Origin of the sequence: Arenimonas malthae CC-JY-1 (assembly GCF_000747075.1) — a bacterium.
GTDB lineage: Bacteria > Pseudomonadota > Gammaproteobacteria > Xanthomonadales > Xanthomonadaceae > Arenimonas > Arenimonas malthae.
In genome coordinates this window covers 1-22,082 of record NZ_AVCH01000123.1, presented here as the reverse complement: position 1 = coordinate 22,082, position 22,082 = coordinate 1, and the positions used below count along the sequence as shown (strand labels likewise).

Sequence of the window (22,082 nt, the reverse complement as noted above, 5' to 3'; positions counted from 1 at the left end):
CCGCGGGCAAACCGGGACAATCCGGACATCAGCGTATGGAGCTTGGGCAATGAGTGAACGTGACGTGATGGAATACGACGTGGTGACCGTGGGCGCCGGCCCGGCGGGCCTGTCGTTCGCGATCCGGCTCAAGCAGCTCAAACCCGAACTCTCGGTCTGCGTGATCGAGAAGGCGTCCACCATCGGCGCCCACATCCTCTCGGGCGCGGTCATCGAACCCGGCCCGCTGGACGAGCTGCTGCCCGGCTGGCGCGACGCCCCGCCGCCGGTGTGCGTGCCCGCCGCCGAAGACGAATTCTGGTTCCTCACGAAAACCGGCGGCACCAAGTTCCCGGTCATCCCGCCGGGCATGGCCAACCACGGCAACTTCATCGTCTCGCTGGGCGCGATGTGCGCCTGGCTGGCGCCGCAGGCCGAGGCCCTGGGCGTGGAGATCTACCCGGGCTTCGCCGCCGCCGAGCCGCTGTTCGACGAGGCCGGCGCCGTCTGCGGCGTGCGCATCGGCGACATGGGCGTGGCCAAGGACGGGTCGCACAAGCCCGGCTACACCCAGGGCATCGACATCCTGGCCAAGGTGACCGTGCTGGCCGAAGGCGCGCGCGGCCACCTGACCAAGCAGCTCATCCGCAAGTTCGGCCTCGACGCCGAATCCGACCCGCAGAACTATTCGATCGGCATCAAGGAACTCTGGCAGCTGCCGCCGGGCCGCGCCAAGCCGGGCAAGATCTTCCACAGCTTCGGCTGGCCGGCCGATTCGATGACCTACGGCGGCAGCTTCATCTACCACCTGGCCGACGACCGCGTGGCCATCGGCTACGTTTCGGGCCTGGACTACCGCGACCCGGAGTACCAGCCGTACGAAGCCTTCCAGCAGTTCAAGCACCACCCGCTGGTGAAGCCGCTGCTCGAAGGCGGCACCATCCTCAGCGCCGGCGCGCGCGCCATCGTCACCGGTGGCTGGCAGTCGCTGCCGAAGGTGGAGATGCCCGGCGCGCTGCTCATCGGCGACACCGCCGGCCTGCTCAACGTGCCCAAGGTGAAGGGCACGCACCAGGCCATCCGCAGCGGCATGCTGGCGGCCGAACACCTGGCCGCGCAGGAAGCCCCCGCCGCCGCCGGCTTCGACGCGAAGCTGCGCGCCTCGCCGGTGATGGCCGAACTGAAGAAGGTCCGCAACATCAAGCCCGGCTTCAAGAAGGGCCTGTGGTTCGGCCTGGTCAACTCGGCCTGGGAAACCGCCACCGCCGGCCTGTCGCCCTGGACCTGGCGCTGCAAGCCCGACTGGAATTCGCTGCAGAAACTGGCCGAGGCCGAAAAGCCCAGGCGCGACTACGTCGAGCGCACGCTGGCCCCGCGCGACCGCCTGGCCGGCGTGTACTTCGCCGCCACCGAGCACGACGAGGACCAGCCGGTGCACCTGAAGGTGTCGAACACCGACATCTGCGTCACGAAGTGCGCCGAGGAATACGGCAACCCCTGCCAGCGCTTCTGCCCGGCGGGCGTGTACGAGATCGTGCAGGACGAGCAGGGCAAGCGCCTGCAGATCAACGCCGCCAACTGCGTGCACTGCAAGACCTGCGACATCAAGGACCCGTACCAGATCATCACCTGGGTGACGCCGGAAGGCGGCTCGGGTCCGAACTACCAGAACCTCTGAAAAAAGGCCGCATGAACGCCACCCGCACCCCGCTTCCCCTGATGTTCGGCATTCCCGACGACGGAATGGCCCAGATCTACTTCCAGCCCGGCAAGCCGGGCCCGCAGGTGTCCTTCCCCGGCAACCTCAATTTCGTCGGCTACCTCGACCGCAGCCGCGGCCCCTGGTTCCAGCCCATCTACTGCGGCCCGCGCCTGACCACGACGGTGGACGAGGTCGAGCCCGGGCGTCCGCTGGTGAACGCCGTCACCGAGCCGCACCGCTGCTCGGTGGCGCTGCGCACCATCGAGGCCGTCGTGGCCAAGACCCAGGCCAACTGCTTCAACCACCCCGCCGCCATCCAGGGCACGCGCCGCGACCTGGTGTCGGAGCGGCTGGCCGGCATCGACGGCCTGTGCATGCCGCGCACGCTGCGCCTGCGCATCGACGAGCCGGCCGAGCTGGGCGAAGCCATCGCCCGCGCGGGCCTGGCCTGGCCGCTGCTGCTGCGCGTCGCCGGCGACCACGGCGGCAAGGACCTGACCAAGGTGGATCGCCCGGAAGACCTGCGCGCCGCGCTGCGCGACCTGCCCTGGGGCGGCCGCCCGATCTACGTGACCGAGTTCGTGGACTTCCGCGGCGACGACGGCCTGTACCGCAAGATGCGCCTGGTGGTGGTGGGCCGCGAGGTCTTCCTGCGCCACCACATCCCCGCGGCCGACTGGCTGGTGCACGCGGACAGCCGCGTGCCGCGCGCCGAGCTGCTCGAACGCGAGCTGCAGGAGCTGGAAGGTTTCGACCAGGGCCTGCTGCCCCTGCTGCGTGACCGCGTGCTGGCGATCGCCGACGCGCTGGGCCTGGACTACTTCGGCATCGACGCCAGCCTGCTGCCGGACGGCCGCCTGCTGGTGTTCGAGGCCAACGCCACCATGAACGTGCTGCACGACTCCAACCCGCAGGAACCGCGCTGGGCGGGGGTGATCGCGCGCATCCGCCGCAGCCTGGAGTCGCTGCTCGAGAACCCCGGCCGTTGGCGCCACGCCCCCGCGGGTACGCGGCAATGAACCTGACCTACCCGGAAATCTTCGCCGCCCGCGGTGACCTTTACCACGCGGCCATGATGGCCTGGCCGCACGCGCGCGACGCCGAGTTCGACGCCCTGTTCGCGCGCCGGCCGCTGGCCGCGGGCGAACGCGTGCTCGACTTCCCGTCCGGCGGCGGTTACCTGGCGAAGCACCTCGAAGGCAAGGCGCGCGTGGTCGGCTACGAACTCACCGACGGCTTCGCCGCCGGCATCCCGGTGGGCCTGCCTTCGCGCGAAGCCGACCCGGAACCCTACGACCGCGCCGTCTGCCTGGCCGCGCTGCACCACATCGACGACCAGCCCGGCTTCCTGCGCGAGCTGGCCACGCGGGTGAAACCCGGCGGCCTGCTGCACGTGGGCGACGTGCCGGCCGGTTCGCCGCTGGGCGCATTCCTCGACGGCTTCGTCGGCCGCTACAACCAGACCGGCCACCAGGGCATGTACCTCTCGCCGCGCGCCGCCGACTACGCCGCGCTGGGAGAGGTGCAGCACTGCGCCGAGGTCGCCACGCCCTGGCGTTTCCCCGACGAGGCCGCGATGCTGGGATTCTGCGCGCAGCTGTTCGGGCTCAGCGGCCATGACCCGCGCGAGCTGCTGGCCGCGCTGCGCGACCAGGTCGGCGTGGATGCCGGCCCCGACGGCGTTTCGCTGCGCTGGCGCCTGCTCTACGTGGACATCCTCGTTCCCGGCCAGTCGTGAAGCTGGCGCTCGCCACCGCCATCGCGGCCTTCGCGCTCGACGACGACCTCGTCCCGCTGCGCCAGGCCTGCGCGGCGGCCGGCATCGACGCCCAGGTGGTGGCCTGGGACGACCCGACGGTGAGCTGGGCCCGCTTCGACGCGGTGCTGCTGCGCTCGCCCTGGGACTACGTGGACCGCCTGCCGGAATTCCTGGCCTGGTGCGAACGCGTGGCCAAACTCACGCGCTTGTGGAACCCGCCGGACGTCGTGCGCTGGAACACCGACAAGCGCTACCTCGGCGAGCTGGCGAAGGCCGGCGTGCCGGTGATCGAAAGCCACTTCCTTGCCCCGGGCGACGACCCGGCCAGCCTGCCCGACCTCGAGGAATTCGTGGTCAAGCCCACCATCGGCGCCGGTTCGCGTGATGCGAAACGCTACCTGCGTGCCGACCGCCCCGCGGCCATTGCGCACGCCGCGCGCCTGCTCGGCGAAGGCCGGCACGTGCTGGTGCAGCCCTACCTGCGCGCGGTGGACGAGCAGGGCGAAACCGCGCTGCTGTTCTTTGGTGGCGAGTTCAGCCACGCCATCCGCAAGGCACCGCTGCTGAAGCGCGGCGAAGAGCCGACGCGGGCGCTATTCAAGGACGAACACATCCAGCCGCGCGAACCGTCCGCGCAGGAGCGCGAGGTGGCCGCGAAGGTGCTGGCCGCCCTGCCCTTCGGCCCGCTGGCGTACGCCCGCGTCGACCTGCTGCCCTCGCCCACCGGCCCGCAGCTGCTGGAACTGGAGCTCACCGAACCTTCGGTGTTCCTGCCCTACGGCAAGGGCGCGGGCGCGCGCTTCGCGCAGGTCCTGGCCGAAAAACTCGCCAGCCCCCCGTAGGAGCGGCTTCAGCCGCGGTCAGGACACCTGCAGCGCCGCGAGGACCCGGGCCGCCATCTGCTCGGCCGTTTCGCTGCCGCCGTCGAGGTGCAGCTCGGGATGCTCCGGCGCCTCGTAGGGCGAATCGATGCCGGTGAAGTTGCGGATCTGCCCCGCGCGCGCCTTGGCGTACAGCCCCTTCACGTCGCGCCGCTCGGCCACGGCCAGCGGCGTGTCCACGAACACTTCGACGAACTGCTCCCGGGGGAACAGCTCGCGCGCCATCCGGCGTTCGGCGCGGAAGGGCGAGATGAAACTCACCAGCACGATCAACCCGGCGTCGGTCATCAGCCTGGCCACCTCGGCGACGCGGCGGATGTTCTCCACGCGGTCCTCGTCGGTGAAACCCAGGTCCTTGTTCAGGCCGTGGCGCACGTTGTCGCCGTCGAGCAAATAGGTGTGGTAACCCTTGGCCAGCAGCTGTTTTTCCACCAGGTTGGCCACGGTGGACTTGCCCGCGCCCGAGAGGCCGGTGAACCACAGGCAGCGCGGTTGCTGGCCCTTGATGCCGGCGCGCGCCGCCTGGTCCACTTCCAGGTGCTGCCAGTGGATGTTGGCCGCGCGCCGCAGCGCGAAGTCGAGCGTGCCGGCGCCGACGGTGGCGTTGCTCTGGCGGTCGATGAGGATGAAGCCGCCCAGCGTGCGGTTGTCCGCGTACGCCTCGAACGGGATCGGCTGCTCAAGGCTGAGGTTGCAGTAGGCCACCTCGTTGAGCTCGAGCGACTTGGCGGCCAGCCGCGCCTGCGTGTTCACGTCCACCTTGTGCTTGATCTCGGTGACCTGGGCGGCCAGCGTGCGCGCGCCGATCTTCAGCCAGTAGGGGCGGCCCGGCAGCAGCGGCGCGTCGCCCATCCACAGCAGGTGCGCGGCGAACTGGTCGGCCACCTGCGGCGGCAACGCGGCGGCGGCGATCACGTCGCCGCGGCTCACGTCCACCTCGTCGTCCAGGGTCAGCGTCACTGCCTGGCCGCGGCCCGCCGAGGCGAGTTCGCCGTCGGCGGTGACCAGGGCGCGCACCTTCGAGCGCCGGCCCGACGGCAGCACCACCACCTCGTCGCCCGGCGCCACGCGGCCCGCGGCCACGGTGCCGGCGAAGCCGCGGAAATCCTGGTTCGGGCGGCACACCCACTGCACCGGCAGGCGGAAGCCGGTGGCGTCGCCGCCGCGGTCCACCTGCACCGTTTCCAGGTGCTCGAGCAGCGTGGGGCCGGCGTACCAGGGCATCGCCGCGGAGCGCGCGCTCAGGTTGTCGCCCCTGAGCGCCGACAGCGGCACGCACTGCACGTGGCTGATGCCCAGGCGCGCGGCGAGTTCGCGGTAGCCTTCGACGATGCGCGCGAACACGGCCTCGTCGTAGCCCACCAGGTCCATCTTGTTCACCGCCAGCACCACGTGGCGGATGCCCAGCAGCGAGACGATGTAGCTGTGCCGGCGGGTCTGCGTGAGCAGGCCCTTGCGCGCGTCCACCAGCACCACCGCCAGGTCGGCGGTGGAGGCGCCGGTGGCCATGTTGCGGGTGTACTGCTCGTGGCCCGGGCAGTCGGCCACGATGAACTTGCGCCGGTCGGTGTCGAAGAAGCGGTAGGCCACGTCGATGGTGATGCCCTGCTCGCGCTCGGCGGCCAGGCCGTCCACCAGCAGGGCGAAATCGATGTCCTCGCCCTGGGTGCCGTGGCGGCGGCTGTCCTTCTCCAGCGCGGCCAGCTGGTCGTCGAACAGGCGCTTGGTGTCGTGCAGCAGCCGGCCGATCAGCGTGCTCTTGCCGTCGTCCACGCTGCCGCAGGTGATGAAGCGCAGCAGGCCCTTGGTCTCGTGCTGGCGCAGGTAGGCGGCGACGGCCGCGGCGTGGTCGGTGCCGGCCATCAGAAGTAGCCCTCCTGCTTCTTCTTTTCCATCGAGGCCGAGGGGTCGTGGTCGATCACGCGGCCCTGGCGCTCGGAGGTGGTGGCCACCAGCATCTCGGCGATGATGGCCTCCAGCGTGTCCGCGTCGGATTCGATGGCGCCGGTGAGCGGGTAGCAGCCCAGCGTGCGGAAGCGCACCTTGCGCAGCGTGGGCACTTCGCCCTCGCGCAGCGGCAGGCGCTCGTCGTCCACCATGATCAGGGCGCCGTCGCGCTCCACCACCGGCCGCTCGGCCGCGAAGTACAGCGAAGGCACCGGGATCTTCTCGCGGTAGATGTAGAGCCACACGTCCAGCTCGGTCCAGTTCGAGATCGGGAACACGCGCACGCTCTCGCCCTTGTGGATGCGGGTGTTGTACAGGTCCCACAGCTCGGGGCGCTGGTTCTTCGGGTCCCAGCGGTGCTGGGCGCTGCGGAAGGAGAACACGCGCTCCTTGGCGCGCGACTTCTCCTCGTCGCGGCGGGCGCCGCCGATGGCCGCGTCGAAGGCCCACTGGTCGAGCGCCTGCTTCAGCGCCTGGGTCTTCATCACGTCGGTGTGCACCGTGGCGCCGTGCGTCACCGGGCTGACGCCCTGGGCCTTGCCCTCGGGGTTGGTGTGCGTGCGCAGCTCGACGCCGGTTTCGGCGGCGCGGCGGTCGCGGAAGGCGATCATCTCGCGGAACTTCCAGCCCGTGTCCACGTGCAACAGCGGGATCGGCGGGCGCGCCGGGTAGAAGGCCTTCACCAGCAAGTGCAGCAGCACCGAGCTGTCCTTGCCCACCGAATAGAGCATCACCGGGTTGCGGAATTCGGCCGCCACCTCGCGCAGGATGTGGATGGCCTCGGCTTCGAGGCGGTCGAGGTGGGACAGGGCGGCGGGCGTCATGCCCGCAAGGATATCAACGCAGCAGGTTGTAGACGCTGACCCCGGCCACCATCACGCCCACGGCGGCCATCAGGGGCCGCGCCGGCACCCGCCGGGCCAGCCAGGCCGCGAACGGCGCCGCCATCACGCCGCCCACCAGCAGGCCCAGCACCACGTGCACGTGGCTGATGCCCAGGGTGAACAGGAACACCGCCGACACCGCCAGGCTGACGAAGAACTCGGCCGCGTTCGCCGTGCCGATGGCGATGCGCGGCTCCAGGTGCCGGGCCATCAGGTGGGTGGTGGCCAGCGGGCCCCAGCCGCCGCCGCCCACCGCGTCCAGGAAACCCGCGCCCAGGCCCAGCGGAACGACGCTGGCCGTGCGCGGCTCGCGCCGGCGGCCGCGCCAGGCCCGACAGACCAGCAGCAGGCCCAGCACCAGCAGGTAGGCCGACACCAGCGGCCGCAGCCAGGCCCAGTCGGCCCAGCTCAGCAGCAATGCGCCGGCGACGGCGCCCAGCACGCCGGGCAGCACCAGCGACCACATCAGGCGGCGGTCGACATTGCCGAACAGCCCGTGGCTCAGGCCCGACACGCCGGTGGTGGCCACTTCGGCCGCATGCACGCTGGCGCTGGCCACCGCCGGCGGCAGGCCGAAGGCCAGCAGCAGGCTGGAGCTGGTGACACCGTAGGCCATGCCCAGGGCGCCGTCCACCAGCTGCGCGGCCAGCCCGATGGCCACGAAGATGAAGAATTCCGGGGGCAGGTCGAAGGGCAAGCGGCGGGTTCGCGGGGGTGGCCAGGCGCAAGTTTGCCCGGTCGGCGCGCGGCCGCGCATGACCTCGCTCAAGGCCGTGCCGCTTTCACGCCTAAATCACTGATTAGCAAGGCCCCGGCCGCGGTTTTTCACGCCGCCGAGGCTGGGCCGCGGCGGCGCGAAAGGTTAGAATCGCGGTTCCCTTCAAGCCCGGTGCGCGGCCCCACGCCGTGCGCCGGCCTGCCCCACAGGAAATCGCGACGATGAAGATCTTGGTCGGTTACAAGCGGGTGGTGGACTACAACGTCCGCATCCAGGTGAAGCCGGATGGCTCGGGCGTGGTCACCGAAGGCGTGAAGCTTTCGGCCAACCCGTTCGACGACATCGCGCTGGAAGAAGCGCTGCGCCTGCGCGACAAGGGCATCGCCACGGAAGTGGTGGTGGCCACGCTCGGCCCGGCGGACTGCCAGGCGCACCTGCGCAACGGCCTGGCCATGGGCGCCAACCGCGCCATCCACGTGGTCACCGACCAGGCCGTGCAGCCGCTCACCGCGGCGCGCGCCCTGCTCAAGCTGGTGGAAAAGGAGCAGCCGCAGATCGTGCTGCTGGGCAAGCAGGCCATCGACGACGACGCCAACCAGACCGGCCAGATGCTGGCCACGCTGTGGGGCCGACCGCAGGCCACCTTCGCCGGCAAGGTCGAGGTGAACGGCGACCACGCCACCGTCGTGCGCGAAGTCGACGCCGGCCTCGAGACCCTCGAAGTGCAGCTGCCTGCCGTCATCACCACCGACCTGCGCCTGAACGAGCCGCGCTTCATCAAGCTGCCCGACATCATGAAGGCCAAGTCCAAGCCGCTCGAAACCATCGCCTTCGCCGACCTCGGCGTGGAAGCGGGCGACCACCTCAAGACCAGCCACTACGCCCCGCCGGCCAAGCGCAGCAAGGGCGTGATGGTGAAGGACGTCGCCGAGCTGGTGTCGGCGCTCAAGGCCAAGGGCCTGGTGTAAGGAGACCATGACGATGAGCAAGTTCCTGATCGTTGCCGAGCACCTTGGCGGCAAGCTCAATTCCTCGACCGCGCGCTGCGTGAGCTGCGCCCAGGCCATCGCCGGCGCCGAGATCCACGTGGCCGTGCTGTCCGACGCGCCCGAAGCCGTGGCCGCCGAGGCCGCCCGGATCGCCGGCGTGGCCAAGGTCATCACCGTGGCCAACGCCGCCAACGCCCACCCGGTGGCGCAGGTGCTGGCGCCGCAGGTGGCGAAGCTGGCCGCGGGTTATTCGCACGTGTTCGGCCCGTCCACCACCTTCGGCAAGGACCTGATGCCCTGCGTGGCGGCCCTGCTGGGCGTGGCCCAGGTGTCGGACATCATGGCGGTGGAAGGCCCGCACGTGTTCAAGCGGCCCATCTACGCCGGCAACGCCATCATCACCGTCGAGGCGCCGTCCTCGATGGCCGTGGTGGGCACGGTGCGCACGGCCTCCTGGCCGGCGGCTGGCAACGGCGGCGCCGCGGCGGTGGAAGCCGCGTCGGTGGACGCCGCCCTGCCCTCGCACACGCGCTTCGTGTCGCTGCAGCAGGGCAAGTCGGACCGCCCGGACCTGCAGGGTGCCTCGAAGGTGGTGTCGGGCGGCCGCGCGCTGGGTTCGGCCGACGCGTTCAAGATCATCTATTCGCTGGCCGACAAGATGGGCGCGGCCGTGGGCGCCTCGCGCGCGGCGGTGGACGCCGGCTACGTGCCGAACGAACTGCAGGTGGGCCAGACCGGCAAGATCATCGCGCCGGAGCTGTACGTGGCCATCGGCATCTCGGGCGCCATCCAGCACCTGACCGGCATCAAGGACGCGGGCACCATCGTGGCCATCAACAAGGACGCGGAAGCGCCGATCTTCGAGATCGCCGACTTCGGCCTGGTCGGCGACCTGTTCCAGATCGTCCCGGAGCTCGAGCAGTCGCTCTGACCGGAGCCCGCGTGGCGTCACCGGAAAACGGCCGCATCCGCGGCCGTTTTCTTTTCCGGGGGAAACGGCCCGCCGCGGGACGTCAGCGGTAGATCCAGTACTTCGCCGCCACGAAACCCAGCGCCGCCAGCGCCGCGTCCACCAGCGGCTTGCCCAGCCAGGCGGCGTGCAGGCCGCGCATCGCGTCCAGGCCCATCACCGCCACCGTGCTGAGCACGCTCATGGCCAGCCAGAAGGCCAGGTAGCGCGCGAGGCGCCGGCGCCCCAGGCGCGGCGGTTCGCCCGGCCGCGCGAAGGTGTAGCGCCCGTTGGCCCAGAAACCCAGCGAGGCGCCGGCGACGCGGCCGGCCAGGTTGGCCGGCACCACCGGCACGCCCAGCGCGGTCAGCGCGACGAAACAGGCCCAGTCGGCCAGCAGCTGCAGGCCGCCCACCAGCCCGAAGCCGACGAGCTCGCGCAGCATGCGCGGGTCAGGCCGCGCGGCGGAACGGCACGCCGGTCTTGGTGCGCAGCTCGTCCTCGGTGACGCCCGGGGCCATTTCCACCAGCACCAGGCCGTCGCCGGCCACGTCCATCACCGCCAGTTCGGTGATGATGCGGTTCACCACGCCCACGCCGGTCAGCGGCAGCGTGCACTTGGGCAGGATCTTGGGCTCGCCGGTTTTCGTGGTGTGCTCCATCAGCACCACCACGCGCTTCACGCCGGCCACCAGGTCCATGGCGCCGCCCATGCCCTTGACCATTTTGCCGGGCACCATCCAGTTGGCCAGGTCGCCGCGGTCGGTCACTTCCATCGCGCCCAGGATGGCCAGGTCGATGTGGCCGCCGCGGATCATGGCGAAGGAATCATGGCTGCCGAAATAGCTGGCGCCGGCGCGCGCCGTCACCGTCTGCTTGCCGGCGTTGATCAGGTCGGCGTCCACTTCGTCCTCGGTGGGGAAGGGGCCGATGCCGAGCAGGCCGTTTTCCGACTGCAGCCACACGTCCATGCCGTCCGGGATGTGGTTGGCCACCAGCGTGGGCAAGCCGATGCCCAGGTTCACGTAGGCGCCGTCGGTGAGTTCGCGGGCGGCGCGCTGCGCCATTTCGTCGCGGGTCCAGGACATTATTTCGCTCCTCGCACGGTGCGCTGCTCGATGCGCTTCTCGGGGGTCGGGTTGTGCACGATGCGGTCCACGTAGATGCCCGGCAGGTGCACCTGGTCGGGGTCGATGGCGCCGATCTCCACCACTTCCTCCACCTCGGCCACGCAGACCTTGCCGGCCATGGCGCAGGCCGGGTTGAAGTTGCGCGCGGTCTTGCGGAACACCAGGTTGCCGGCCTTGTCGGCCTTCCAGGCCTTCACCAGCGACACGTCGGCGCGCAGCGCGGTTTCGAGCACGTAGTGCTTGCCGTCGAATTCGCGCGTTTCCTTGCCCTCGGCCACCACGGTGCCGTAGCCGGTGGCGGTGAAGAAGGCCGGGATGCCGGCGCCGCCGGCGCGCAGGCGCTCGGCCAGGGTGCCTTGCGGGTTGAACTCGAGCTCGAGTTCGCCGGCCAGATACTGGCGCTCGAATTCCTTGTTCTCGCCCACGTAGGACGAAATCATCTTGCGGATCTGGCGCGTGGCCAGCAGCTGGCCCAGGCCGAAGCCGTCCACGCCGGCGTTGTTGGAAATGGCGGTGAGGTTCTTCACGCCCGAATCGCGCAGCGCCGCGATCAGCGCCTCGGGGATGCCGCACAGGCCGAAGCCGCCGACCGCCAGGGTCTGGCCGTCGGCCACCAGGTCGGCCAGGGCCGAGCGGGCGTCGGGGTAGAGTTTGGTAGCTGCCATCGGGTCGCTCTCGGTGCAGTCCGGGAAGCGGCGATTCTACCCTGCCCCACCGGCCCGGCGACCCCGTACTTTCGGGCAGGTGCGGCTCAGCCGGCAGGCGCCACGCGGTCGGCCAGCAGCGGGTGCACCGGCCGCCGCGGCACGCTGGCGATGTCGTAGCCCAGGAAGGCCAGCAGGAACTGCAGTCCGCTCACCACCGCCACGGTGGCGATCATGATGGTGCCCACCGGCGTCGCCACCCCGGCCTGGGCCGAATGCCACCAGTGCCAGCCGCCGAACGCGGCGCCGAAACCGAGCAGGCCGGCGCCCGCCAGCAACTCCAGCGAGGCCACCGGCAGGTCGCGCAGGAAATAGTTGTAGCCGATGCGCTTGGCCAGGTTGCGCAGGTGCTTGAAGGCGAATTCGCCGAGGATGCGCGACACCTTCAGCCCGCTCACCTCGTCGCCGTAACGCGCGTCCATCGGCACGTCCACCACCACCGCGCGCAGGGTGTTGAGCCGGAACAGCAGGTCGGTCTCGAAGAAGTAGCGGCGGCTGATCGACTCCATCGGCAGGTGCGCGGCCACGCCGGCGTGGATGGCGGTGTAGCCGTTGGTGGGATCGAACAGGTCCCAGTAGCCGGTGCTGGCCTTGGCCAGGAAGCTCAGGGCCAGGTTGCCCAGGCGCCGCACCAGCGGCATCCGGCGGATCTGGCGCAGGTCCCAGAATCGGTTGCCCTTGGTGTAGTCGGCGTCGCCGCGCAGGATCGGCGCCACGAAGGCCGGCAGCAGGGCCGGATCCATCTGGCCGTCGCCGTCGAGTTTCACGATCACCCGCGCGCCGTCGGCGATGGCCTGGCGGTAGCCGGTCATCACCGCGCCGCCGACGCCCTGGTTGTGTTCGTGGCGCAGCACGCGCACGCGCGGGTCGCGCACTTCGCGGGCGATGAAATCGCCGCTGCCGTCGGGGCAGGCGTCGTCCACGCAGTAGATGGCGTCCACTTCCGGGCCGATGGCGGCGATGACGCCGGCAACGTGGCGGGTGACGCGGTGGCAGGGCACCACCACGGCCACGCCCTGGGCCCAGTCCACCGGCGGGAGTTCGTTCGTCGTCATGTCGACACCTTGGCCGGCCGCGGCGCCACGAGCAAGTGCAGCGCCACCAGGCAGGCCAGCGCGGCGGTCGGGTACAGGTAGCGGAAGTCGCAGGCGATGGTCGTGGGCACGTAGGAGGCGAAGTACAGCCAGGCGCCCAGGGTCGCGGCGGCCGAGGTCGTCGCGCCCTCGCCGCCGCGCCGGCGCAGCAGGACGAACGTGACGACCGCCAGCACCACGAGGTAGGTCCAGTGCCTGAGCACGGGCGTGTCGCGGAGCTGGGTCGTGATCCGGCCGATCAGTCGGTCGCGCGGGTCCATTTCCTCGATCAGCCCGGCGTGCAGCACATGCTCGGGGATGCCGGCGACGCCCCAGTAGCCGGCGACGCAGCCTTCCATCGATCGGAAACCAAGCAGCGACGCCAGCGCGTCGCCGCGGTGGCCCAGGTATTCGCTGGTGCGTTCGCGCACGCCGCGCCACCAGGTCGTCCGCAGCTCGTCCTGGCCTAGGCCGTTGATGAACGAGCTCACCTCGGGCACGTGCCAGGAGGTGTCCACCCGCTCCGGGCTGTAGGTGCGCCGCATCGCCTCGATCGTGGCCTCGCCCGCCCCGGCGGAGCGCGCGGGTTCGCCATCGGCCGAGGACGCGCTCATGCCGATGATGTCGTAGGCCATGATGATCGACAGCCCCGTGCTGGTCGGGCTCTCGGGCAGCGGCGTGATGGTGGCGTCGGCCGCGGCGCCGATGCCGCGCTGGCCCAGCGCCAGTACCAGCAGCACGACCAGCCCGGCAACGATGCGGCGTGGACGGCCCGCCTGCTTGCGCGCGACCAGCCAGGCCAGCACGACCCACAGCGGCAGCGACACCAGGAAGGCCTGCTGGCGCGCCCAGGGCAGCGCCGCCAGCGCCAGGCCCACCAGTGCCACCAGCCACCAGCGGCGCGCGTCCAGGCGCCGCTCAAGCGCCCACAGGCCCACCACCGCGGACATGGCCAGCGTCGCCAGCAGCACGTCCTTCCAGACGATGCCCACGTAGAGCAGGAACAGCGGGTTCAGGCACAGCAGCAGCGCCAGCCAGAACCGCCAGGCCGGCAGGCGGCCCAGGTGGCCGGCATCGGCGCCGCGCGTGAGCACCAGGAAAAAGCCGCCCAGCACCAGCGCGGTGTTCAGCGCCACGAACACCGCCGCGCCCACCACGCCGCCGCCCAGCCATTCGAGCACCGACGCCATGAAGGGCGGGCCCCAGCCCACCGCCCGGTTGATCACGCCTTCGTACAGCGCCACCACCGTGTCGAGCGACATCTGGCCCGGGCTGTGCATCGCCACCAGCAGCAGCGCCAGCACGCCCCAGGCGGCGCCAAGCAGCGCCAGCCGCCGGCGGCCGCGGGTGAGTTCTTCGGGGGTGGCCATCGCCGCCATCGCTTCAGAGCCTGCGCCGGACGAACTGCGCGAACCGCTTGATCCAGCCGCCGCGCTTCTCGATCCACTGGTCGAGCTTGCCGTAGCGGTAGCGGAAGTGGTCGAGCTCGCGGTACTGCTGGAAGCGGTGCTCGAACAGCACCTCGGCGTGGCGCGCGAAGAAATCGAGGTTGGCGCGGAAGATCTCGGCGTAGGTCGCCACCACGTTCGGCCGGTGCTCCATGAACTGCGTGGTGCGCGAGCGTTCCTGGATGCGGTAGAAGAACAGCGGCTCCGGGATCTTCGCCACGCCGCGCCCCAGCGACAGGATGCGCAGCCAGAATTCGTAGTCCTCCATGCCGTGCCGCAGCGATTCGCGGTAGCCGCCCACGGTGGCCCAGTCGGCCTTGCGGAACAGGCTGGAGCAGAAGATCACGTTGTCCACCGCCATCTCGCGCAGCGAAAAGGCCGGCAGCCGCCAAATGCCGGTTTCGGCGCCGAACTTCATCGCGTCGCAGTAGACGATGCCCAGCGACGGGTCGCGCTGCATTTCCGCCAGTGCCTTGGCGGCGTAGGTCGGGTCGAAGCGGTCGTCGGCGTCCAGCGGCAGGATGAACTCGCCGGTGGCCGCCTCGATGGCGCGGTTGCGCGCGGCCGCGGGGCCGGCGTTGGCCTGGCGGATCACGGTGACGCGCGGGCCGGCCAGCGCCGCCAGCACCTCGGCGGTGCGCGGGTCGGTGGAACCGTCGTCCACCACCACCACCTCGGTGTCGGCGTGGGTTTGCGCGAGCGCCGAATCCACCGCTTCGCGCAGCAGGTCGCCGGCGTTGTAGCAGGGGATGACGATCGAGACGCGGCTCATCGCGCCGCCTTGCCGCCCGTGATGCGGCGCACGGCCTTGGCCATGGTGGGGCCCAGGCCGATCTCGCGGGTCGAGCGCATGAAGCGGTCGAGGATGGAAGGCGGCTCGGTGGCGGCGGCCACGGCGGCCGGGGCTTCGCCCTCGGGCAGGAAGACGGCGTCGCTGGCCTCGAAGGGGCGCGGCACCGCGGCCCACAGTTCGGGGTTGCGGTAGGCCACGCGCGCCTGCAGGGCGATCTTGCGGCCGTCGGCGTAGGTGGCGTAGCTCCAGGGCGTCTTGCCGAGCGTGGCCTGGCCGTGCTTCTCCAGCAACGCGCGGTACTCGGCGTAGAGCTTCACGAAGGTGGCCGAATTGTCCGGCGTCAGCCACCAGCCGATGGCCTTGTCGATCGTGCCCGAGTCGAGGCCCGAAAAATGGATGAAGCGCAGCGGGTCGCCGTTGGCGACGTAGCCGGCCTGCGTCTCCACCAGCTCGCTGCCCAGCAGCGACCAGGTGGCGAAGTCGTAGCCGTGGTGCTTGAGGATGTGGCAGTCGAAGAAACACGGCACCAGGTCGATCCACTTCTGGTCGGTGAAGATGCCGCGGCTCTTGTCGTCGTAGCAGTACAGGAACAGGCGCTCGGCCCACCACTGCAGGAAGCGCGCGGAATTCTCCGCCCGGCTGACCGCCAGGAAGCCCAGGTTGTAGGCACCGTGCGCCAGCGAGCTGATCTCCATGTCGATGTTGCCCGGCCGCAGCAGGTGCGGCGCCAGCACGATGCTGTGCTGGTCGAGCAGCGCGTCGAGCTCGGTGAACGGGCCGTACACCAGCACGTCGGGGTCGAGGTAGACGAACTTGTCCGCCTGCGGGTAGCGCTCGGTGAGGTGGATCATGAAGCGCGGCTTCACCGCCGTGGAGGCCTCGACGATGCTGTGGCGGAACATGAAGCGGTCGAAGTCCTCCCAGCCCGCGTCCTTGGCCAGCACCACTTCGTCGAAGTGCGGGAAGTCGAGCGCCACCTGCGGGGCCTCGCGTTCGACCAGGCAGAGCACGAAGGTGCCGTCGGGATCGTGGCGCTTGACCGATTCGGCCAGCGCCATCGCCTTGGGCAGGTAGTTGGAGCAGATGGAGGTGAAGTAGATCATTGGTCTTTCTCGGGGGGATTCGGGGTGGCGGCGGCCGGGCGGCGGCCAAGGGCGCGGCCGAGCGCGCGCAGCGGCGCGGTGGCGCGCCAGGAGAACGAGGCCAGCAGCCGGGAAATGCGCTGCTCGGCCAGCTGCAGCCGCGCCTGCAGGTCGGCGATGCGCTCGCGGTCGGCGGCGGACTGGCGGTGCGCCTCGGCCACCACCTCGCGGTGCTGTTCCAGCGTCTGCTCGGCCCAGCGCACCTGCGCGGCCAGGTCGCTGCGGGCGTTCGAGAGCGCGGCCTCGAGCTGGTCGCGCTGGTGCGCGAGCGCGGCGTTCAGCGCCTGCTGCTGCTCGGACATCGCCTCGCGCTGGGCCAGCATTTCCTTGCCCCAGCGCACCTGCGCCGCCAGCTCGGAGCGGGCCGCGTGGATTTCCTCCGCCAGCCGGGCCCTGGCCTCGAGGTCGGGGAACACCGCGTCGCCCATGGCCTGCACGAAGGGGCCGACGGCGCGCCACTGGGCCTGGAATTCGGCGTCGAGCGCGTCGAACTCCTCCCAGCGCCCCTGCCCGCGCGCCAACGCGCGGCCAGCTTCATAGACGCGTTGGGCGAGGCCGGCGACCGGCGTCGCCCCGGCCGGCGCGGCCGACGCGTGGTGCTGGTACGAGGCCTCGACGAAACCGGCCAGGGCCGAGGCGCGTTCGGCGGCGGGCACGGGCGCCTGCAGGCCCACCCGCTGCAGCGCGGCGTCGATGGCGGCCACCGGTTCGCGCACGATGTCCTCGTAGACGATCACGGTGCGCGGCATGCCGGCCGACCCGCGCACGGCGTCGAGCACGTGGCGCAGCCACAGCAGCTCGCCGAGCTCCGGGCCGAAGCCGTTGCGCGCGGCGAGCGAAGCCGCCACTTCACCCGGCGGGCGCATCACCACCAGCACCGACACCGGCACCGCCAGGCGCGCGAGCACGCGGCGCCAGAGCGGCAGGAAGCGGCAGGTGCGCGGGTCCTTCACCGCCCACAGCGCAGCGCCGGAAAAGTCGGCGCGCAGGAGCGAAACCAGGGCCTCCTCGGCGCGGCGCGCGGCCGGCGATTCCAGCCAGCCGGCGGGCAGTTCGCGCGGGTCGTACCACCAGCGGCCGAGTTCGCGGAACAGCTGCTCGTGCACGGCCACCACGCCCGCGTGCTCGAAATACCCCTTGGGGTTGTCGCCGGCCGCGGGCACCAGCGAATCGCCCAGGGCGATGCCCAGCCGCGAGAGCGCCCCGGACAGGGCCGAAGTGCCGCTGCGGTGCATGCCCGCCACCACGATGCCTTGGCTGCGCGTCGTCACGATGCCACTCCTTCGTCCGGTGCCGGCGCCAGCGCCGGCACCACGTCCATGCCCACCAGCCCGGTGTCCAGGCGGCCCGCGTCGGGCAACACCCGGAACATGGCCACGTCGATGCGGCGGTCGAGGTAGGCCTCGCCTTCGCCCAGCCGCGCCAGCACGCCGGCATTGAGGAAATACACGCCCGCCGCCAGCAGGCAGCGGAAGCGGAACGCCACCGCCAGCCGCGTGCCGGCTTCCACCACCGGCAGCGCCCGCTCCGCCGTGGAGGTCACCGCGCCGCAGGCTTCGACGCCGGTGACGGTGCGCATCATCATGCCGCAGCGCACGCCCGCGGCCGCCTGTTCGAAGCGGACCTGGTAGCGGTACACGTACTCGCGGCCAGCCACCAGCACGTTGACGCGGCGGCCGTCGGGCGTGGTGAGGTGCGGGTCCTCGATGCTCGCGCCCTGCGAGGCGTAGGCCAGGGTGCTGGCCGGGCGCAGCGATTCGTCGTACCAGGGCTCGGGACCGGCGTCGGCCGCGGTGCCCGCGGCAGGCGCGGGCGCGGCGTCGCGCGCGCTTTCCTGCCCCGCCAGCGCCGCCACCGGGTTGGCACGGGCCTGCTCGCGAAGCTCGGCCAGGCGCCCGGCGGGTGCGTACAGCAGCTTCTGGTACAGGCCGATCACCTGCTTGGGCGCGCCGTCGGCCACCAGCTCCCCGCCGTCGAGCAGCAGGGCGCGGTCGCACAGCTCGATCACGGTGCCGGCCGAGTGCGAGACGAACAGCACCGTCGCGCCGGCCTGGCGGATCTGTTCGATGCGCGCGAAACACTTGCGCTGGAAGGCCTCGTCGCCCACCGCCAGCGCCTCGTCCACCACCAGGATGTCGGGTTCGACGTGGATGGCGACGGCGAAGGCCAGGCGCACGTACATGCCACTGGAATAGGTCTTGACCGGCTGTTCGATGAACTCGCCGATGTCGGCGAAGGCGGCGATGCTGTCGAAGCGTTCGTCCACCTCGCGCCGGCTCAGGCCGAGCACGGTGGCGTTGAGGTAGACGTTCTCGCGGCCGGTGAATTCCGGGCTGAAGCCGGCGCCGAGTTCGAGCAGCGCGGCCACGCGGCCGTGCACCTCCACGTCGCCGGCGCTGGCCGACAGCGTGCCGCACAGCACCTGCAGCAGCGTGGACTTGCCCGAACCGTTGCGGCCGACGATGCCGACCGTCTGCCCGCGCGGGATCTCGAAGCTCACGTCGCGCAGCGCGTGGAATTCGCGGTACCAGCGGTTGGCCGGGCCGGGCGAGAGCATCTGCAGCAGGCGGTGGTGCGGCCGCGCGTAGACCGGGAAGGCCTTGCCCACGTGCGTGGCGCGGATGGCGACCTCAGAGGACATCGGCGAACCCCGAACGCGCCTTGGCGAAGAAATAACGGCCCAGGTAGGCCAGGCCGGTCGCCACCGCCAGGTAGCGCAGCAGGCCCCAGGCGTCCGGCAGTTGCTGCCACAGAAGCACCGCGCGCGCCTGGTCGATGATGAAGCTCAGCGGGTTGTATTCGAACACCCAGCGGTAGGACTCAGGCACCGATTCGAGCGGCATCATGGCCGTGGACAGGAACAGCAGCGCCAGCGACAGCAGCGGCGTCACCTGGGTGATGTCGCGCAGGTACACGCCCAGCGCCGCCAGGAACCAGGCGATGGCCAGGCACAGCACCAGCAGCGGCAGCATCACCAGCGGGAAGAACACCGTGGTCCAGGCCAGCTGGCCGTCCATCACCAGGCGCAGCGCCAGGAACACCAGCAGGGTGGTGCCGGCGTGGAAGAGCGCGGACATCACCAGCGGCCAGGGCAGGATGTCGATGGGGAACACCACCCGCTTCACGAAGTTCGGGTTGGCCGTGACCAGGGTCGGCGCCTTGTTGAGCACTTCGGAAAAGAAGCCGTGCACGATCAGCGCCGCGAACAGGATGATCGAGAAGCTGGCCCCGCCCTGCTCCACCTGCGGCCAGCGGTTGCCCATCACCGTGCCGAAGGCGAAGGTGTAGATCATCAGCATCAGGAAGGGGCTGATCAGCGACCACAGCAGGCCGAAGCTGGCGCCGCGGTAACGGCCGAGCACGTCGCGCTTGGCCAGCTCCAGCGTCAGCGAGCGGTGTTCGGTGAGTGCGGACAACGGGCGGAGGGCGCGTCGCGCCCAGCCCGGCTGGGCGTTCACCGCAGCGCGTCCTCGAGCTCGGCGAGCAGGTCGGCCACGTCCTCGACGCCCACGCTCAGGCGCACCAGGTTGTCGGTGACGCCCAGCGCGGCGCGGCGTTCGGCCGGTACCGAGGCATGGGTCATCACGGCCGGGTGGTTGGCCAGGCTCTCGACGCCGCCCAGGGATTCGGCGCAGGCGAACAGCTCGAGCTTTTCCATGAAGCCCTTGGCCGCCTCGAAACCGCCCTTGAGCCAGACGCTGACCATGCCGCCGTAGCCCGCCATCTGGCGCGAGGCGAGCGCGTGCTGCGGGTGCGACTTCAGGCCCGGGTAGGCCACGCGCTCGACCTTCGGGTGCTTTTCCAGCCACTCGGCGATGGCCTGGGCGTTTTCGCAGTGCGCCTTCATGCGCAGGTGCAGGGTCTTGAGGCCGCGCAGCGCCAGGAAGCTGTCGAAGGGGCCCTGCACGCCGCCGATGGCGTTTTGCAGGAAGGCCATCTTCTCGGCGAGTTCGGCGTCGTCGCCCACCACCGCCATGCCGCCGACGATGTCGGAGTGGCCGTTGAGGTACTTGGTGGCCGAGTGCATGACGATGTGCGCGCCCAGTTCCAGCGGCTTCTGCAGCATGGGCGAGCAGAAGGTGTTGTCCACCACCACGATCAGGCCGCGCGCCCGCGCCTTGGCGGCGACGGCGGCGATGTCCACCAGCTTGAGCGTGGGGTTGGTGGGGGTTTCGATCCAAACCATCTTCGTGTCCGGCTTCACGGCGGCGTCGAAGGCGGCGTCGTCGGACAGGTCCACGAAGCTGAAGTCGAGGCCGGCGCTGCGGCGGCGCACGCGCTCGAACAGGCGGTAGGTACCGCCGTAGACGTCGTCCATGCACAGCACGTGGCTGCCGCTGTCGAGCAGCTCGAGGATGGTCGAGGTGGCCGCCAGGCCCGAGGCGAATGCGAAGCCGCGGGTGCCGCCTTCCAACGCCGCCACGCAGCGCTCGTAGGCGAAGCGCGTGGGGTTGTGGCTGCGCGAGTACTCGTAGCCCTGGTGCACGCCCGGGCTTTCCTGCACGTAGGTGGACGTGGCGTAGATCGGCGTCATCACCGCCCCGGTGGACGGGTCGGGCGACTGGCCGGCGTGGATGGCGAGGGTGCCGGGGCGGTGGGCCACGAAGACTCCTGGAGGCTGGGTGTTGGCTGACCGGGAATGATACCCCCAAGGCCCAAGGGGGACACCGGGGAGGCGGTTTTTTCAGCCTTTGCGCACGAAGCGCAGGTCGCGCCACGGGCGTTCGAACGCCAGGAAGGAGAGGCCCGCCACCGCCAGCGCGGCCAGCAGGGCCCAGAGCGCCGGCAGCGGCCACGTGGCGAGCCCGTGGGCACGCAGCAGGTCGAGCACCGGCATGTGCCAGAGATAGGCACTGAAGCTCACCACGCCCACCCAGCGCGCGGGCGCCGACGCGAACGGACGGCGCAGCCAGCGCGGGCCATGCAGCACGGCCAGCAACAGTGCCGACCAGGCCAGGCCGAAGAACAGGAACCAGCGGTGGTTGAAGCCGTAATCGACCGGCTTGCCGGCCAGCGCGGCCCAGGCCACCGGCACCGTCAGCAGCAGCGCGGCGATGGCGACGAGGCCGACGATGCCCCAGGCCCGGCTCGATGGCGGCGAGGCCGCGGCGCGGATTCGGTGGTCCAGGCGCGCGGCGAAGGCGCCGCACAGGAAGATGACCAGGTAAGGCCCGAGGCGCACGTCGTTCTCCAGCGCCGTCGAGGGCGGCCAGGCCCAGCTGGCGGCGGCCAGCGCGGCCACGAAGCCCAAGGCTTCCAGCCACCACGGCCAGGCCCGCGCCATCGAGAAGGCCAGCCCCCACGCCACGAACGGCAGCACCAGGTAGAACACGAATTCGACCGGGATGCTCCACAGCACGCTCTGGCCCTCGCGCAGGGCCAGGTGTCGCCAGAGCGCGGCATCGTCGAGCTGGTAGTGCCAGCCGGCGTGGCCACTGCGCGTGAGCCACCAGGCCGACAGCAGCACCACGAGGTAAAGCGGCCAGATGCGCAGCACGCGCCGCAGCGCGTAATCAGCCCACAGCCTCGCATCGGCGAACTGCGCGGGCGTCCGCCTGAGCAACAGGCGCACCAGCAGGAAGGCGCTGAGCACGAAGAAGAGGTAGACGCCGCTCTTGCCGGTGCCGGAGAGCGAGAGCCCGGGCACCAGCCCCATGCCGGCATTGGAAAGGTGCGAGGCCAGCACGACCAGCACCGCGAGGCCACGCAGGCCGTCGAGGCTGTCGACCTGGTCGAGCCGCACGCGCGGCCTGCCGAGGAAGAGTCCGGCCAGCCGGGCCAGGGCCGTCGGCGGCGCGTCCGGGAACGGGGAAGACATGCCCTGTCGGGAGTCCTGCAAACGAAGACGGGCCACTATAGCCGAGCGCCACGGCGCCGCAAAAAAGAAGGGCCCGCCGAAGCGGGCCCTTCCAAGGCGTTACTGAACCCGAAGGATCAGTTGGTGCCCGGACGCACCATCACGTGGTTGCTGATCGAGCCCGAAG

The 22,082-nt window shown here is 70.8% G+C and carries 21 protein-coding genes; 6 read left to right on the top strand and 15 right to left on the bottom strand.

Annotated features, from left to right (window positions below):
- Positions 1-49 precede the first annotated feature (49 nt).
- From N790_RS05840 to N790_RS05825, 4 genes are read left to right on the top strand one after another with little or no spacing between them, the layout of a single operon-like run.
- On the top strand, positions 50-1,657 hold the full coding sequence (locus N790_RS05840) for an electron transfer flavoprotein-ubiquinone oxidoreductase (RefSeq protein WP_043801964.1): 1,608 nt from the start codon (positions 50-52) through the stop codon (positions 1,655-1,657).
- A gap of 11 nt (positions 1,658-1,668) precedes the next feature.
- Positions 1,669-2,700 carry an ATP-grasp domain-containing protein gene (locus tag N790_RS15190; protein WP_052385725.1) on the top strand — a complete coding sequence of 344 codons (1,032 nt, stop codon included), beginning with the start codon at positions 1,669-1,671 and terminating at the stop codon, positions 2,698-2,700.
- Complete coding sequence (locus tag N790_RS05830) at positions 2,697-3,419, top strand: class I SAM-dependent methyltransferase (protein ID WP_052385724.1); 723 nt, start codon at positions 2,697-2,699, stop codon at positions 3,417-3,419. The genes N790_RS15190 and N790_RS05830 overlap by 4 nt, the downstream gene beginning before the upstream one ends.
- Positions 3,416-4,282: an ATP-grasp domain-containing protein gene (locus N790_RS05825; RefSeq protein WP_043801961.1), complete on the top strand. Its 867-nt coding sequence runs from the start codon at positions 3,416-3,418 to the stop codon at positions 4,280-4,282. Before N790_RS05830 ends, N790_RS05825 begins: the two co-directional genes overlap by 4 nt.
- An 18-nt stretch (positions 4,283-4,300) precedes the next feature.
- Here N790_RS05825 and cysN read toward each other — a convergent pair whose 3' ends face one another.
- From cysN to N790_RS05810, 3 genes are read right to left on the bottom strand one after another with little or no spacing between them, the layout of a single operon-like run.
- A complete protein-coding gene (gene cysN, locus N790_RS05820; RefSeq protein ID WP_043801959.1) occupies positions 4,301-6,184 on the bottom strand; it encodes a sulfate adenylyltransferase subunit CysN in 1,884 nt (627 codons plus the stop codon).
- Complete coding sequence (cysD, locus tag N790_RS05815; RefSeq protein ID WP_043801957.1) at positions 6,184-7,092, bottom strand: sulfate adenylyltransferase subunit CysD; 909 nt, start codon at positions 7,090-7,092, stop codon at positions 6,184-6,186. The genes cysN and cysD overlap by 1 nt, the downstream gene beginning before the upstream one ends.
- A 13-nt stretch (positions 7,093-7,105) precedes the next feature.
- The gene (locus tag N790_RS05810; RefSeq protein WP_245593745.1) at positions 7,106-7,849 is read right to left on the bottom strand and encodes a sulfite exporter TauE/SafE family protein; all 744 of its coding nucleotides are present in this window, start codon (positions 7,847-7,849) and stop codon (positions 7,106-7,108) included.
- 242 nt (positions 7,850-8,091) lie between these two features.
- Here N790_RS05810 and N790_RS05805 point away from each other — a divergent pair, with 242 nt between their 5' ends.
- Together N790_RS05805 and N790_RS05800 are read left to right on the top strand one after the other, a co-directional pair.
- Positions 8,092-8,838, top strand: coding sequence for an electron transfer flavoprotein subunit beta/FixA family protein (locus N790_RS05805; RefSeq protein WP_043801955.1), 747 nt, complete (start codon positions 8,092-8,094; stop codon positions 8,836-8,838).
- Between the two features lie 13 nt (positions 8,839-8,851).
- Positions 8,852-9,790 carry an electron transfer flavoprotein subunit alpha/FixB family protein gene (locus N790_RS05800; RefSeq protein ID WP_043801954.1) on the top strand — a complete coding sequence of 313 codons (939 nt, stop codon included), beginning with the start codon at positions 8,852-8,854 and terminating at the stop codon, positions 9,788-9,790.
- An 82-nt stretch (positions 9,791-9,872) separates the two neighbouring features.
- On the opposite strand, the gene N790_RS05795 is transcribed toward N790_RS05800, so the two are convergent.
- The 12 genes from N790_RS05795 to N790_RS05740 all read right to left on the bottom strand — a co-directional run bounded on the left by N790_RS05795 (position 9,873) and on the right by N790_RS05740 (position 21,916).
- Entirely contained in the window at positions 9,873-10,253 is a 381-nt protein-coding gene (locus N790_RS05795) for a GtrA family protein (RefSeq protein ID WP_043801952.1), read from the bottom strand.
- Between the two features lie 7 nt (positions 10,254-10,260).
- Positions 10,261-10,896 carry a CoA transferase subunit B gene (locus N790_RS05790; protein ID WP_043801949.1) on the bottom strand — a complete coding sequence of 212 codons (636 nt, stop codon included), beginning with the start codon at positions 10,894-10,896 and terminating at the stop codon, positions 10,261-10,263.
- The gene (locus N790_RS05785) at positions 10,896-11,603 is read right to left on the bottom strand and encodes a CoA transferase subunit A (protein WP_043801948.1); all 708 of its coding nucleotides are present in this window, start codon (positions 11,601-11,603) and stop codon (positions 10,896-10,898) included. Before N790_RS05785 ends, N790_RS05790 begins: the two co-directional genes overlap by 1 nt.
- Before the next feature lie 86 nt (positions 11,604-11,689).
- On the bottom strand, positions 11,690-12,697 hold the full coding sequence (locus N790_RS05780) for a glycosyltransferase family 2 protein (protein WP_052385723.1): 1,008 nt from the start codon (positions 12,695-12,697) through the stop codon (positions 11,690-11,692).
- Positions 12,694-14,085 carry a hypothetical protein gene (locus N790_RS05775; protein WP_156969959.1) on the bottom strand — a complete coding sequence of 464 codons (1,392 nt, stop codon included), beginning with the start codon at positions 14,083-14,085 and terminating at the stop codon, positions 12,694-12,696. Before N790_RS05775 ends, N790_RS05780 begins: the two co-directional genes overlap by 4 nt.
- 13 nt (positions 14,086-14,098) lie before the next feature.
- Positions 14,099-14,935, bottom strand: coding sequence for a glycosyltransferase (locus N790_RS05770; protein ID WP_052385722.1), 837 nt, complete (start codon positions 14,933-14,935; stop codon positions 14,099-14,101).
- Positions 14,932-16,059, bottom strand: a complete 1,128-nt coding sequence (locus N790_RS05765; protein WP_052385721.1) for a glycosyltransferase family protein — start codon at positions 16,057-16,059, stop codon at positions 14,932-14,934. Before N790_RS05765 ends, N790_RS05770 begins: the two co-directional genes overlap by 4 nt.
- Positions 16,056-17,369: a sulfotransferase family protein gene (locus N790_RS05760; protein WP_043801942.1), complete on the bottom strand. Its 1,314-nt coding sequence runs from the start codon at positions 17,367-17,369 to the stop codon at positions 16,056-16,058. Before N790_RS05760 ends, N790_RS05765 begins: the two co-directional genes overlap by 4 nt.
- On the bottom strand, positions 17,366-18,739 hold the full coding sequence (locus N790_RS05755; RefSeq protein ID WP_043801939.1) for an ABC transporter ATP-binding protein: 1,374 nt from the start codon (positions 18,737-18,739) through the stop codon (positions 17,366-17,368). Before N790_RS05755 ends, N790_RS05760 begins: the two co-directional genes overlap by 4 nt.
- Complete coding sequence (locus N790_RS05750; protein ID WP_043801937.1) at positions 18,729-19,514, bottom strand: ABC transporter permease; 786 nt, start codon at positions 19,512-19,514, stop codon at positions 18,729-18,731. The genes N790_RS05755 and N790_RS05750 overlap by 11 nt, the downstream gene beginning before the upstream one ends.
- Positions 19,515-19,552: 38 nt before the next feature.
- Positions 19,553-20,701: a cystathionine gamma-synthase gene (locus N790_RS05745; protein WP_052385720.1), complete on the bottom strand. Its 1,149-nt coding sequence runs from the start codon at positions 20,699-20,701 to the stop codon at positions 19,553-19,555.
- Between the two features lie 81 nt (positions 20,702-20,782).
- A complete protein-coding gene (locus N790_RS05740) occupies positions 20,783-21,916 on the bottom strand; it encodes an acyltransferase family protein (RefSeq protein ID WP_043801934.1) in 1,134 nt (377 codons plus the stop codon).
- Between the last annotated feature and the right edge of the window lie 166 nt (positions 21,917-22,082).

Excerpts from the sequence above, each read along its gene's own strand:
- N790_RS05840 (WP_043801964.1), top strand. The coding sequence starts at position 50 with ATGAGTGAACGTGACGTGATGGAATACGACGTGGTGACCGTGGGCGCC.
- N790_RS15190 (WP_052385725.1), top strand. The coding sequence starts at position 1,669 with ATGAACGCCACCCGCACCCCGCTTCCCCTGATGTTCGGCATTCCCGAC.
- N790_RS05830 (WP_052385724.1), top strand. The coding sequence starts at position 2,697 with ATGAACCTGACCTACCCGGAAATCTTCGCCGCCCGCGGTGACCTTTAC.
- cysN (WP_043801959.1), bottom strand. The coding sequence starts at position 6,184 with ATGGCCGGCACCGACCACGCCGCGGCCGTCGCCGCCTACCTGCGCCAG.
- cysD (WP_043801957.1), bottom strand. The coding sequence starts at position 7,092 with ATGACGCCCGCCGCCCTGTCCCACCTCGACCGCCTCGAAGCCGAGGCC.
- N790_RS05805 (WP_043801955.1), top strand. The coding sequence starts at position 8,092 with ATGAAGATCTTGGTCGGTTACAAGCGGGTGGTGGACTACAACGTCCGC.
- N790_RS05800 (WP_043801954.1), top strand. The coding sequence starts at position 8,852 with ATGAGCAAGTTCCTGATCGTTGCCGAGCACCTTGGCGGCAAGCTCAAT.
- N790_RS05795 (WP_043801952.1), bottom strand. The coding sequence starts at position 10,253 with ATGCTGCGCGAGCTCGTCGGCTTCGGGCTGGTGGGCGGCCTGCAGCTG.
- N790_RS05790 (WP_043801949.1), bottom strand. The coding sequence starts at position 10,896 with ATGTCCTGGACCCGCGACGAAATGGCGCAGCGCGCCGCCCGCGAACTC.
- N790_RS05785 (WP_043801948.1), bottom strand. The coding sequence starts at position 11,603 with ATGGCAGCTACCAAACTCTACCCCGACGCCCGCTCGGCCCTGGCCGAC.
- N790_RS05780 (WP_052385723.1), bottom strand. The coding sequence starts at position 12,697 with ATGACGACGAACGAACTCCCGCCGGTGGACTGGGCCCAGGGCGTGGCC.
- N790_RS05775 (WP_156969959.1), bottom strand. The coding sequence starts at position 14,085 with ATGGCCACCCCCGAAGAACTCACCCGCGGCCGCCGGCGGCTGGCGCTG.
- N790_RS05770 (WP_052385722.1), bottom strand. The coding sequence starts at position 14,935 with ATGAGCCGCGTCTCGATCGTCATCCCCTGCTACAACGCCGGCGACCTG.
- N790_RS05765 (WP_052385721.1), bottom strand. The coding sequence starts at position 16,059 with ATGATCTACTTCACCTCCATCTGCTCCAACTACCTGCCCAAGGCGATG.
- N790_RS05755 (WP_043801939.1), bottom strand. The coding sequence starts at position 18,739 with ATGTCCTCTGAGGTCGCCATCCGCGCCACGCACGTGGGCAAGGCCTTC.
- N790_RS05740 (WP_043801934.1), bottom strand. The coding sequence starts at position 21,916 with ATGTCTTCCCCGTTCCCGGACGCGCCGCCGACGGCCCTGGCCCGGCTG.